The organism is Acinetobacter sp. V2 (assembly GCF_001188385.1).
GTDB lineage: Bacteria > Pseudomonadota > Gammaproteobacteria > Pseudomonadales > Moraxellaceae > Acinetobacter > Acinetobacter oleivorans.
In genome coordinates, this window is record NZ_JZFB01000002.1 from 268,046 (window position 1) to 280,586 (window position 12,541).

At 40.2% G+C, this 12,541-nt stretch carries 14 protein-coding genes and 1 pseudogene; 6 read left to right on the forward strand and 9 right to left on the reverse strand.

From position 1 onward, the window contains the following. Together UC75_RS10090 and UC75_RS10095 are read right to left on the reverse strand one after the other, a co-directional pair. Nucleotides 1–1,349 (reverse strand): amino acid permease (locus UC75_RS10090; RefSeq protein ID WP_228137257.1); only part of this gene is annotated, 1,349 nt, incomplete at its 3' end. 327 nt (nucleotides 1,350–1,676) lie between these two features. Then, nucleotides 1,677–2,225, reverse strand: coding sequence for a helix-turn-helix domain-containing protein (locus UC75_RS10095; RefSeq protein ID WP_049837503.1), 549 nt, complete (start codon nucleotides 2,223–2,225; stop codon nucleotides 1,677–1,679). 68 nt (nucleotides 2,226–2,293) lie between these two features. On the opposite strand from UC75_RS10095, the gene UC75_RS10100 reads away from it, so the two are divergent. After that, entirely contained in the window at nucleotides 2,294–2,989 is a 696-nt protein-coding gene (locus tag UC75_RS10100) for an AzlC family ABC transporter permease (protein ID WP_049837504.1), read from the forward strand. Next, entirely contained in the window at nucleotides 2,986–3,309 is a 324-nt protein-coding gene (locus UC75_RS10105) for an AzlD domain-containing protein (RefSeq protein WP_049837505.1), read from the forward strand. Before UC75_RS10100 ends, UC75_RS10105 begins: the two co-directional genes overlap by 4 nt. Nucleotides 3,310–3,350: 41 nt before the next feature. Here the strand turns inward: UC75_RS10105 and ssb are convergent, their stop codons facing one another. The 3 genes from ssb to UC75_RS10120 all read right to left on the reverse strand — a co-directional run bounded on the left by ssb (nucleotide 3,351) and on the right by UC75_RS10120 (nucleotide 6,587). Then, on the reverse strand, nucleotides 3,351–3,941 hold the full coding sequence (gene ssb / locus UC75_RS10110) for a single-stranded DNA-binding protein (protein ID WP_005300710.1): 591 nt from the start codon (nucleotides 3,939–3,941) through the stop codon (nucleotides 3,351–3,353). A 51-nt stretch (nucleotides 3,942–3,992) separates the two neighbouring features. Then, a complete protein-coding gene (locus UC75_RS10115; protein ID WP_005300707.1) occupies nucleotides 3,993–5,357 on the reverse strand; it encodes an MFS transporter in 1,365 nt (454 codons plus the stop codon). A 147-nt stretch (nucleotides 5,358–5,504) separates the two neighbouring features. After that, on the reverse strand, nucleotides 5,505–6,587 hold the full coding sequence (locus tag UC75_RS10120; protein ID WP_005300706.1) for a DUF475 domain-containing protein: 1,083 nt from the start codon (nucleotides 6,585–6,587) through the stop codon (nucleotides 5,505–5,507). A 262-nt stretch (nucleotides 6,588–6,849) separates the two neighbouring features. On the opposite strand from UC75_RS10120, the gene tenA reads away from it, so the two are divergent. The 3 genes from tenA (at nucleotide 6,850) to UC75_RS10135 (ending at nucleotide 8,871) form a co-directional block, all read left to right on the forward strand. Next, on the forward strand, nucleotides 6,850–7,524 hold the full coding sequence (gene tenA, locus UC75_RS10125) for a thiaminase II (protein WP_049837506.1): 675 nt from the start codon (nucleotides 6,850–6,852) through the stop codon (nucleotides 7,522–7,524). A gap of 65 nt (nucleotides 7,525–7,589) precedes the next feature. Next, nucleotides 7,590–7,961, forward strand: coding sequence for a MerR family transcriptional regulator (locus UC75_RS10130; protein WP_049837507.1), 372 nt, complete (start codon nucleotides 7,590–7,592; stop codon nucleotides 7,959–7,961). Nucleotides 7,962–8,064: 103 nt separating this feature from the next. Then, nucleotides 8,065–8,871, forward strand: coding sequence for an SDR family NAD(P)-dependent oxidoreductase (locus tag UC75_RS10135; RefSeq protein WP_049837508.1), 807 nt, complete (start codon nucleotides 8,065–8,067; stop codon nucleotides 8,869–8,871). Between the two features lie 42 nt (nucleotides 8,872–8,913). On the opposite strand, the gene UC75_RS10140 is transcribed toward UC75_RS10135, so the two are convergent. The 4 genes from UC75_RS10140 to UC75_RS10155 all read right to left on the reverse strand — a co-directional run bounded on the left by UC75_RS10140 (nucleotide 8,914) and on the right by UC75_RS10155 (nucleotide 11,310). After that, a complete protein-coding gene (locus UC75_RS10140) occupies nucleotides 8,914–9,255 on the reverse strand; it encodes a GlpM family protein (RefSeq protein WP_049837509.1) in 342 nt (113 codons plus the stop codon). Between the two features lie 52 nt (nucleotides 9,256–9,307). Beyond that, nucleotides 9,308–9,661: a DUF1304 domain-containing protein gene (locus UC75_RS10145; protein WP_002053763.1), complete on the reverse strand. Its 354-nt coding sequence runs from the start codon at nucleotides 9,659–9,661 to the stop codon at nucleotides 9,308–9,310. Between the two features lie 65 nt (nucleotides 9,662–9,726). Beyond that, on the reverse strand, nucleotides 9,727–10,704 hold the full coding sequence (locus UC75_RS10150; protein WP_049837510.1) for a zinc-binding dehydrogenase: 978 nt from the start codon (nucleotides 10,702–10,704) through the stop codon (nucleotides 9,727–9,729). Nucleotides 10,705–10,707: 3 nt separating this feature from the next. Then, nucleotides 10,708–11,310 (reverse strand): TetR/AcrR family transcriptional regulator, encoded by a 603-nt coding sequence (locus UC75_RS10155; RefSeq protein WP_049837511.1) that lies wholly within the window; start codon nucleotides 11,308–11,310, stop codon nucleotides 10,708–10,710. Between the two features lie 297 nt (nucleotides 11,311–11,607). Here UC75_RS10155 and UC75_RS21045 point away from each other — a divergent pair. Continuing rightward, a pseudogene (locus tag UC75_RS21045) lies at nucleotides 11,608–12,541 on the forward strand (excinuclease ABC subunit UvrA); the annotation flags it as partial.

Below are 12,541 nucleotides of genomic sequence, written 5' to 3' on the forward strand. Positions count from 1 at the left end.
ATAATGCCGAACAATGCGGTGGTGTAAATCACTTCTTTAAAATATGTACCTTCAATTAACATAGTCAGAATTGCACCAATAATTGCAAAGATCACCACATAGGTTAAATAAGGGAACATCCACATTTTAAAGTCAATTTTCACGCCTTCAGCTTCCAACTTTTTACGCATACGAAGCTGAGAATAAGCAATTGTCAGGTACACATACAGTGTTGCAGCACCTGTTGTTAGCATGAAAAAGTCGTAAACATCCATACTCTTAGTTGCAGTTAAAACGACGGCAATCACAGAGAAGAAACATGACACAATCACACCGACCCACGGACTGCTTTTACTGTTTACAGACCCAAAACTTTTCGGTGCATCGCCACGTTTAGCTAAAGAAAACAGCATACGTGAACACGTATAAAGTGCTGAGTTAAAGCAACTACATACCGACGTGAGAACTACAAAATTTACGATATGACGTGCACCTGGAATCCCGAGGGCTGACAAAGTCACGCTATAAGTTCCCCAAGTTGAATCTTTCAAAAGTTCATTGTTGTGAGGAATCAAACATACCGCAACAAACATTGAACCTACATAGAATAAAATAATTCGCCAAACCACCGAGTTCGATGCTTTACGAATTTCTTTAGATGGATTTGCCGATTCTGCTGCCGCTACAGTGACAATTTCAGCGCCAATATAAGCAAACATAACCCCAAGTAAGGCTGTGATAACGGATGACCCTCCATTAGGCATAAAGCCTTGAGAGGTTAAATTACTAATACCAGAAGCAGCCGGATTGCCCCAAGGCCACAAATGCATGATGGCTAAACTACCAATCACCAAGAAGATAACAATCGCAATGACTTTGATGAGTGCAAACCAGAACTCAAACTCGCCATAGTTTTTCACGTTTTGTAAATTGACTACGACTAAGGCACCAATCACGACAACCATATAGGCCCAGATCGGTATAAATGGGAACCAATTATTTAAAATTTTACCTGCCACATAGGCTTCCCACCCCATGAGCATTGCGAGCGTACACCAATACAACCAGCCAATTGAGAAACCTGCCCAACGGCCAATCGCACGGTCAGCATAAGTTGAAAAAGAGCCACTATCAGGGTTTAAAACGGCCATCTCGCCTAACATACGCATGATGAACCAAACGAGTAAACCACCTAACGCGTAAGTTAGAAAAACTACAGGTCCCGTATTGTAAATAATACTGCCCGAGCCTACGAATAAAGAGCCACCAATTACTCCTGCAATAGAGATCATCGTTAAGTGGCGTGATTTGAGTCCATGTTTTAAACTTTGGGAGTGATTGGCTTCAGAACCATTTTGATGAGCTGCCATATCATTTTCCTTAATATATGGAGGATATCGGCTAGTCTCGGAAATCCTCCGAAGCCAAAAAATATCCCCTAAAAATTTAGCCGTTCTGCCCAATTCCTAAAACAGAAAAATCACTGAGCTTATCCGGCGCTTCCGTATGCATACTTCCAATGGCTTTAATTTGTCGTTTCGGCAGTCAAGAAACGAGAGCCATTTTTGGAATAAAAGAGAGAGCCAATTGCAAAATTTATACGCAAAATTGGCTCTTTTTGTCTGAAATGCTGGTAAATGCTTTTAAGTTTTTATTATAAAAATAATTAATTTTTACTTTAATAAGATTGGAATTCTTTAGTTTTGTTCAGAGATTAATAATGCTTTTGTACCTGTTTCTAAGGCTCTAAAGATATGTTTCTGGTCGGCAGGGTAACAAATATAATCTCCGACACCGAGCTCAACAGCTTCATCAATTAAGCCCACTAAAGCTTTACCGTCGACCACAATAATGTGTTCCACAGAACCAACTGGATGTGGTTCTGAAAGACGGTCTTCTCCCGGCTCAACAATCAATAAATACACATCACGGCGTGCATGCGGTGGACAAGTCGCTAGCAAAATTGCTTTGTAATTAGCAATCTCTGAGCTCACTGTTGGACCATCGCCACAGCGAATGACTTGTACCTGATTGCTCGGTTCTTCCATCAAACGTGCAAATGGAATATTTAATGCCACACAAAGTGCCCATAAGGTTTCAATGCTTGGGTTCCCTTGCCCTGCTTCTAATTGTGAAAGTGTAGACTTTGCAACGCCAGCACGACGGGCAACTTCTGCCAAAGAAAGCCCTGCTCTTTGACGTTCACGATTTAAACCTTTGGCAATAATTTCAATTGGCTGAGACATTCACCACATCCGTTCTATAAAAAAAACGATCGTTCGTTTTGACAAAACAATCAGACTTATTCATTATAATGGAAAATCGTTCGTTATATCATACTATGTCCACATACGCTCTCATTAAGAAACTTAGTAAAGACACCACCCGCTCGATTTTCTTTGTCTGTCTAGCAACCAGTGTTGTTGGTATGTCTTTAGGTTCACTCGCCGCAAGTTATGGCTTAGCGCTCTGGATCCCGCTTTGCCTATCTGTATTTGTACTCGCAGGAACTGCCGAATTTATTTTTATTGGCTTCTTGGCAGTTGGTGGTAGCCCAATTGCTGCTGCGATTGCAGGTCTACTCGTTAATTTAAGACATTTGCCTTTTGGGATTGCGGTCAATGAATTAATCAGAGGTAAATTCTCTCGATATTTCGGGGTTCATATCATGAACGATGAAAGCGTTTTGTTTGGCATGGCACAGCCCGATTTCGAAACAAAAAAAGCCGCTTACTGGTTGTGTGGTATAGGCATCATGCTGACTTGGCCACTTGGTGTCACGGCTGGTTATTTTATTGGAAGCGCTATTCCAGACCCAAAAACATTTGGTCTAGATGCCATTTTCCCTGCCATTTTAATTGCACTTACTTTTAATGCTTTAAAAAACAAATCTACTCGAAAAGCGGCATTTGCCGGATCAACTTTGGCACTGATTACCACACCATTTTTGGCCTCAGGACTTCCAATTCTGATTTCACTTTTTGGCTTGATATGGGATAGAAAAAAATGAATCAACAATTACTCATTATTTTAGGAATAGGCTTGCTAGCACTTGGAACATATGGGATTCGTTTTGCTGGTTTTCACTTAGGCGCCAAGTTTACTTTTTCTGAAAAATACCAAGTTTTACTGTCAAATGGCGCAACTGTTTTGCTCTGTGCGATTGCGGTCACGACGACATTTTTTGAAGGCCAAGATTTCGCAGGTTTCGCGCGTATATTCGGCGTTGGGCTAGCACTTCTCTTGGTTTGGAAAAAAGTACCGCTTTTATTGGTAATTTGCTTAGCAGCGGCTGGCACGGCTCTGATACGTTTGTTCGGAATTGAGTAATAAAAAAGGCGAGATAAACTCGCCTTTTTTTAAACTTTTGATTAGAACGGTAAATCGTCGTCTAAATCAGCTGGTGCAGACGCAGGTTGTTGTGGCGCTTTAGGAGCGAAACCACCACCTTGTGGGCTGTTGCCACCATTACCGAAACCACCTTGGCCACCATAACCACCGCCATTGTTTTGGCCGTAGCCGCCACCTTGGTTGTTATTATTTTGATAACCATTACCACCTTGTTGAGGTGCATTAAAACGTGGTTGGTTGAAATCATTACCGCCAGCGAAACCTTGTTCACCTTGTTGACGACCATCTAACATTTGCATCTGTTCGCCACGAATTTCTGTTGTATAGCGCTCTTGGCCATTTTGATCAGTCCACTGACGCGTACGTAATGAACCTTCAATATAAACCTTAGAACCTTTACGTAGGAACTGCTGAGCAATTTCACCTAAACGGTTATGCAAAACAATACGGTGCCATTCAGTTTGTTCTTTACGCTCACCTGAAGTTTTATCGGTCCAAGCTTCACTTGTTGCGATTGAAAATTGAGTCAGCGAGCCCCCATTTGGAAAAGTTTTTGTTTCAGGATCACGACCCAAAGTACCAACCAAAATAACCTTATTTACACCACGCATTAGCTGTCTTCATCCTATTCATTTCTATGTTTTACTTTATAAGAGTTATGCTTAAATGGCTACCTCTTTACCGAACAACTGCGTTAAATCACGTCGCGCAGCCTCATCAAGAGTCTGTTTATCGACTTTAATATAAGCAACTTGCTGGTCAGGCATCACCACAACTTCTTCTATACCACGAATTGCCAATAGCTGTGTGGTCCACTCATTCACCTGTTGCACTTGCGGTAATGGCAACACAATTGATGACAAATACCGCGGCTGAGCTAAACCAAAACTAATTAGCAACCATATTATAGCAATCCCTGTTAAGACACTCCATCCAATCGCAGTATTATGTAACATCAATAATTGACCACCTAGTGTGCCGCCGAAAAAAGCACCTAAAAACTGGCTACTGGCATTTACACCCATAGCAGTTGCTTTTGATTGAATTGGCGCACATTTTGATAACCAAGATGGCAATAATGCTTCCATCACATTAAAGGCAATGAAGAAAATACCTAGACCTGCGAGTAATACATATTTTGATTGATAACCAAATATAAGCAGCAGCAAACCTGCAATAATGCCTGTAATTGCCGTTAAGAAAATGCCTCGCATTTTGCGATATTTTTCAGCCACGATAATGCTTGGAAATGCAAAAAACAGACTAATAACTAATAACGGTAGATACACCAAACCATGACTAGCTAAAGGAATATGGGCAAACTCGATAAGCTGTGAAGGCACATAAATAAACATGGCTGTAAGCAATAAATGCAATGCAAAAACCGAAACGTGTAAACGGTTTAAATCACCCATTTGAATGACTTGCTTAAGCTGCGCTATGTAGCCTTGCTGATAATTACGATGATGACGAGTTACTTTAGGTACCAGTAATAACATCAAAATCGCGATTAAACCCATAATGGTCGTGACAAAGAATAAACCAGAAATGCCGACAAGACTTGTGAGCCAAGGTCCCAGACTAAACGCCACCACAAAAGACAGACCAATACTCATGCCCATCGCGGCCATGGCTTTAGTACGTTGTTCTTCGCGCGTCACATCAGCTAAAAGCGCCATCACGACTGCTGAAACTGCACCCGCACCTGCTATGGCGCGGCCAATAATCACACCATAAATCGTGTCAGATAAACCGGCAATTGCACCCCCAATTGCAAACAGCAATAAGCCAAGCACCACGAGAGGTTTACGACTAAAACGGTCAGCCAGTAAGCTAAAAGGAATTTGTAAAATAGCCTGACTTAACCCATAGACACCTACAGCCAAACCAATGAGTGCTGGAGTTGCATATTGATATGACTGCCCGACTACAGAAAAGACAGGAATAATCATGAACAAACCCAACATGCGTAGCGCAAAAATACTACTTAAGGCAAAAGTTGAGCGACGTTCCAAAGCATTCATCATATCAATACACGTTTATCAAACTAGGCAAATTATAAGCCGATTCGTTTCTAAAAATACGGGACACCTTATTTAAATTAACGATTTCAGCTTAAAAAAATAAAGAGGCATTCAGCCTCTTTATTCTATCGAACTTTACTGAAAATTAGCTTAAGGCGACTGTTGCTCGCGCTTCGAATATTGAATTGAAGCAATAACAGCCCACACAATAAACGCTACACCAATTAAACCTGTCACAACTTCAGGTACATGTACGCCTGTGCCACTTGCAATCATAATGAATGCTAAAGCACCAATTGCGTAATGCGCACCATGTTCTAAGAACACGTAAGCATCTAGCGTGCCTTTTTCAACAAGATAAACAGTCATTGAACGGACAAAAATAGCACCGATTGCAAGACCTAACATAATCACAACAACGTCGCTGGTAATTGCAAAAGCACCGATCACACCGTCAAAACTGAATGATGCATCTAATACTTCAAGATATAAGAAACCACCTAAACCAGCTTTAACCACACCAGACGCAGCACCCGAGCCATCTTGTAATACAGCATTACCATTTTCATCAATTTCAGGCTCACCACCTAACAAATGACTTAATACTTCAACGCCAATGTAAACCACAATGCCCCAAATACCAGCCATGGTCACTGCTAAACGTTGATGGTCATCTACATAACCTGCCATCACAATTAAAGCGATCAAAGCAATAAAAACAGACATTGCAGGTACGCTAGCTAAACTTGAAAGTTTAGATTCAAGCCATCTAAACCAATGGGTTTCTTTTTCATCATCAAAGAAGAAGTTTAAGAAAACCAATAATAAGAATGTTCCACCAAAAGCTGAAATTTCAGCGTGGTGCGCCATTAAGCGCTCAGAATAAGTTTTCGGATCATTGAGTGCCAATTTTGCCACTTCAATAACACCCATATCAGCGGTTACAGCAACAATCACGACAGGGAAAATCAAACGCATACCAAAAACGGCGATTAAAATACCTACCGTTAAAAAGATCATTTTCCAGAACGGATCCCAATTACGTAGAACCGATGCATTTACGACAGCATTGTCAAAAGATAAAGAGACCTCCATTACCGCTAAAATCGCTGTAATTGTTAAAGCTTTAAGCATGGTAGACACGCCAGCTTCAGGTCCATGGGTAAAACCCCAATACGCGGATAGTGCTAAACACACCACCGTAAAAAATATCGAAAATCGGAAATGCTTCATGGATCAGACCTATACCAAGAACTAAATTTAATCTTTCTTAAAACCGCGGCTATTATATCGATAATTAACCACAAAACGATGTTGTTTTGTGCCGTTATTCCCGTTACTTTATCTCTCTGTTTAATAAAGAAATTTATAATATTTAATTAACTTATTAATCGTATTAAATATTTTCTTGCGATATATCTATCATTATTATTTTTGTATTTTAAAATTGATTTAAAATCCGGTTCAGCTGTCTTATTTTAAATGGAATGATTTTATGCTTTTTTCTCAAGAACTCTGGCAACGTAATTTAAATTTATATCAAAAAATTCTCGACCTGCCTTTTAATCAGGAACTTGCTAACGGTACTTTAGATAAAGAAGCTTTTTGTCATTATGTGATTCAAGACGCCCAATATTTAGTGGCCTATGGTCGTGTGCTTGCTGTTGCGGCAGCAAAGGCATTCGAGGCTGACGATATTATGCAATTTTCAGATGCCGCTAAAATTGCAATTGTGGTTGAACGCAGCTTACATGATGACTTCATGAAAAACTTTGGGGTAACCAAAGAAGAATTTAAAAATACGCCTTTGACCTTGGCAGGCCATCATTACACTTCATTTTTAACAGCAACGGCTTGGTCAGAGAGCTACCCTGTTGTACTCGCTGCCCTTTTACCTTGCTTCTGGATTTATGCCGAAGTCGGTAAAGATATTGTAAGTAAATCAATTCCTAATAACCCTTACCAAGCATGGATTGATACCTATGCTGGCGAAGAGTTCCATACCGCTGTTCGTAATGTGATTGCCACAGTAGACAAAGTTGCCGCACGTTGTGATGCAGACACATTAGAAAAAATGCATGCCGCGTACACCATGGGTGCAAAACTTGAGTGGTTATTTTGGGATAGTGCCTACCATCAAAGACAATGGCTAGGTTTAGACCATATTTAAAACTTCAAAAGAATCGGTCAGATGGTTCAATAAGCTGACCGTTTTTAATAAAATGCGAGATAAATATGTATATCGGCGAATTAGCATCTTTAACTGGAGCAACTCCTAAAGCCATTCGGCATTACGAGAAATTAGGCTTGCTACCAGTCGCAAAAAGAAAAGGCAATTATCGTATTTATGAAGAGATTGATGTCAAATCCGTTAAGATGATCCGCCTTGCACAAGCTGTTGGGTTTAGCCTTTCTGAGCTTTATGACCTCTCAGCTTTAAAATATAAAAATAATCGCTTTCCTGTAGAAATTGCACAGCAACTTATTCAAAAAAAGAATCAACAAATTATTGAGCAAAAAAAAGCGTTAAACCGTTTACAAGAAGATTTAAAAGAACTGGAAGATGAGATTATTCAGACTTATATTACCAATAAGATTTCTGCCTAAAACAGCTGGCTCAAATCTGCAAATAGCTTTCAAAATGAGTGCTTGACTCTGCCCTTAGGGACAAGGTTTATCGTAATGACTTCTTTTATTACGGACCAATAAAATGAGTGCTCATCTTTCTTTATTTAAAAATTCAACAGCATTAATTACAGGCGCATCTTCAGGAATAGGCAAAGCCTATGCTCAAGAATTTGCATCTTTAGGAATTCATTTAATTTTAACAGCACGTTCTGAACAGAAATTAAATGATTTAGCCGATGAACTCAGAAAAAAATATAACGTGAATGTTGAGGTGATCGTTTTAGATTTAGCTCAACCCAATTCAGCTCAAAGCTTATTTGATGAAGTGCAAGCTAGAAAATTAACGGTAGAGATTTTAATTAACAACGCAGGATTTGGAAAATGGACTAAATTTCTAGATCAATCTGTATCTACCTATCAAGAAATGATCACGCTTAATATCAGCAGCGTAACGTCTTTATGTTATTTATTTTTGCCCCATATGCTTGCTAATAAAAAAGGCATCATGATTAATATTTCATCGACAGGTGCGTTCCAGCCGTTACCCTATATTGCTGTTTATGGTGCTAGTAAATCGTACGTATTGCAGTTTACTGAAGCGCTTGCAGGAGAATACAGCTCTTCAGGAGTTAAATTTCTGGCAGTTTGCCCAGGCAATACTGAAACCAATTTTACTCAGGTCGCAAATGCCGATACGAGTGGTATGAAAAGCTCTACAGTTGAAGACGTTGTGTCTGCAACGGTTAAAGCATTAGATAAGAATAAAGCAACAGTTGTGGTGGGATGTAGCAACTATTTGACGTCTCAATTGCCCCGAATTCTTTCTCGCCAAAAGATGATTAATTTAGTTGAAGGTATGCTCAAAACCCGTGTTGTTGAGCATTCATAAAAATAGTTCAATTTAAAAGATTAAGGGATTTCTCTTAATCTTTTAATGTTGAAATAGCTGCCAGCCATAAATTAAACCTGCCGCAGCCACGACCCAACATAGAGTTGCTAATCCTAGACAAGACCACATCGACACCCGTGTTGCCAGCACATAAACAGCAACTAAATAAATGGCATAAGGAATAAGTGACCATAGACCAAACAGAGCCGTTTTTTGTAATGCTTCGGCTCCTTTTTGCTGATAGACAATCACATGAGCAATCAAAGCAAAGGTAGGAAAAAGCGGGACTAAACCAGCAATATAAAATGCCTTACTTTTCGATAAAATCGAAATAATGAGGACAACCCCAGCCCCCAACATACATTTTAAAAATAACGCCCACATACACTGATCCTACCTGATCATTTCCATTTCAAAACGCTGTATTTTGCGCTTTTTAAAGAAAATTAACAGCGACTAAAGCAATCAATGCTGGAACTGCCTGAATATAAATAATCTTTTTACTGGCAGTCAGACCACCATAGATACCTGCAATGAGTACACAGCCTAAAAAGAAATTAGCGATTGATGTCGCAAACGGTGCATCAGCCAATAAAGACCAGAATAACCCCGCCGCTAAAAAACCATTATAAAGACCTTGGTTTTGTGCCATCACTTTAGTGAGTTTTGCTTTTTCGGCATTATTTCCAAATGCTTTCATGCCATAAGGCTTGTCCCACAAAAACATCTCTAGCACTAAAATATAGACATGTAATATGGCAATAAGCGCAATGAATATTTGTCCGATCATATAGTTTTCCTTTTTATTTTAAAGATATGAAAAAAGATCAGTCTCTCGACTGATCTTTTAGTGTGTTACGGCTTTAACAATACTTTGCCTTGGCGAGCACCTTGTGTTGCTCTTTGGGCAGCTGTTTTAATCTCATCAAAACTAAATACACCTTCTACAGGTAGGATTAATTTTTTCTGAGTTGCTAACGTTAATAACTCAACAATCAGTTCCTTTTTACGAGCTGCTGGCATTTCTTTGTTGACTACACTCGCCCAAAAACCTTTTACTGTCGCTTGTTTGAAAATCAAATCGCCCGATGAAATCTGCATGGTTTCACCAGTCATACTGCCAAACGAAACCAATAGACTATTTTCACTGAGTAAATTCAGCATTTCCCCACTTGCGCTGCCACCAATTGAGTCCACACCAGCAATCAGCGGTTGATCACCGTGAATCTGTTTAACTTGCTCTTTCCAGTTTAGTTGATCAGTCGCAATAACATGTTGAATACCTAATGCTTGCATCTCTGCAATCGCATCAGTACGACGAACTAAATTAATTACAGGTAAGCCACGTGCCTGCGCAATCATCGCAACTGTTTTACCTACTGCACCATTCGCCGTGTTTTGAATGAGCCATTGACCCGGTTGAACATTTACAAAGTCCAATAGCATGAGAGCACTAATTGGCATACCAATCAGTTGTGCTGCTGTTTCATCATCAATTTCATTATTGAGTGGAATAAGCCCTTGCGCTGGCGCAATAAAATATTCAGCCCAACTGCCATGCACAGATGCAACTGCGATACGTTGCCCTACCTGTACATGAGTAACGCCTTCGCCCAACGCATCAATAATACCAACGGCCTCACTACCACCAATCGCAGGTAAGGTCGGCTTGTAGCCATAGCTTCCACGTACTGTCCATACATCATGATTATGAATTGGAGACATGATAGTTTTAATACGCACTTCGCCTGCTTTTGGTTCTGGCTTTGGCATATCCGCCTGCTCTAAAACGTCTACAGGTTCGCCAAAATTACCATGGATAATACTTCGCATTCTTTATTCCTCTATCGGTTTTAAGAGTTGTTGGGTCGTTTCTAAAGCTAGATGTAGATGTGCTTTGTCTTGCGACAATTTTGTGAGTAAAGCGGCACCCAACCATAACTGATACATGACTTGCGCAGTTTTCAAAGGATCAATATGTTTTGGAATTGACCCTTCTTGTTGTCCTTCTTTGAGTAGCAAAGCCAGACGCTGCGTTAATTTGTACACACCGTCATTGAGAATTTGGCGCATATCTTCCGACAAATCAGAAACCTCTGCCGCCAATTTCACAATCAAGCAGTTTTCAGCCCAGCTGCCATATACGGGATCATCAATCCACGCCTGCCACAACGCCATTAAACGGGCATGAGCACTTTGTTCACTGTGCTGCCAAAGTTGTTCCATACGAACTTTATACTTGGCCATGTATTGCTCTAGCAAGGCACAACCAAATGCCTCTTTCGAAGCAAAGTAGTGATAGAACGAACCTTTGGGTACGTCACAAGTCTTTAAAATTTCTTGCAAACCAACACCGACAAATCCTTTGTGTAATACCAGCTCAAAGCTCGTATCCAAAATATGTTGTCGCGTGGTTTCGCTTTTATTTAATCGTTTCATGCAGACACCATACTCCACTATTAGACCAGTCGTCTAGTAAAATTATGTTGCTCAATAAAATTTGCTAAGAAGTAGAAATCAAAAGAAAGGAATGTTAAAAATACAACCTGCTTATTTAAACAAATTTTGTCGATTGTCGTTTAACCGTCACAATTTGTCGCTTTAAATCATTTTGTACCACTTGAACAATTTTAAATCGTTATCATATATAGGGTCTGTTGTTTATAAATAGCCACATCTCCCTGTGCTAATCAAAACAACACCTAAATTTTCATTAATACATAATTGAGATGTTTTATGAGCCAAAGTCATATCCGTATTCGAGGCGCACGTACCCATAATTTAAAAAATGTGTCTCTCGATATTCCACGCGATAAGTTTGTGGTAATTACGGGGTTATCAGGTTCAGGAAAATCTTCTCTTGCCTTCGATACCCTGTACGCCGAAGGACAACGCCGTTACGTCGAATCGCTTTCGGCCTATGCTCGCCAATTTTTATCGCAAATGGAAAAGCCTGAAGTCGATTCGATTGAAGGTCTATCTCCAGCGATTGCCATTGAGCAAAAATCTACGAGTCATAACCCACGTTCAACGGTAGGTACGATTACCGAAATTTATGACTATTTGCGTTTGCTTTATGCACGTGTCGGTACGCCTTACTGCCCTGAACACGACTTGCCGATGGTTGCGCAAACTATTTCTGAAATGGTCGATGCGGTAAAAACACTTGAAGAAGGCACAGCACTCATGTTGCTTGCCCCTGTCGTTCGTGAGCGTAAAGGTGAATACAGTAACCTGTTCGAGCAACTACAAGGCCAAGGTTTTGTTCGTGCCCGTGTTGATGGTGAAATCATTGATATTGATACGCCACCCGAACTCGACAAAAAGAAAAAGCATACCATCGAAGTTGTGGTTGACCGCTTTAAAGTGCGTGAAGACTTAGGTAACCGTATTGCAGAATCATTTGAAACTGCACTACGTTTAGGTGGTGATATTGCCGTTTTGTCATGGATGAATGGCGAACATCCTGATCGCGTTTTTTCTGCGAAGCATTCATGCCCTGAGTGTGATCGTGCAGTCGCAGAGCTTGAGCCACGTTTATTTTCATTTAACAACCCATTCGGTGCCTGCCCTGTTTGTGATGGCTTAGGTACACGTAGTCATTTTAGTTCTGAAAAGCTCATTCCAAATCCTGATCTTGCAATTAGTGAAGGAGCTATTCGTGGCTGGG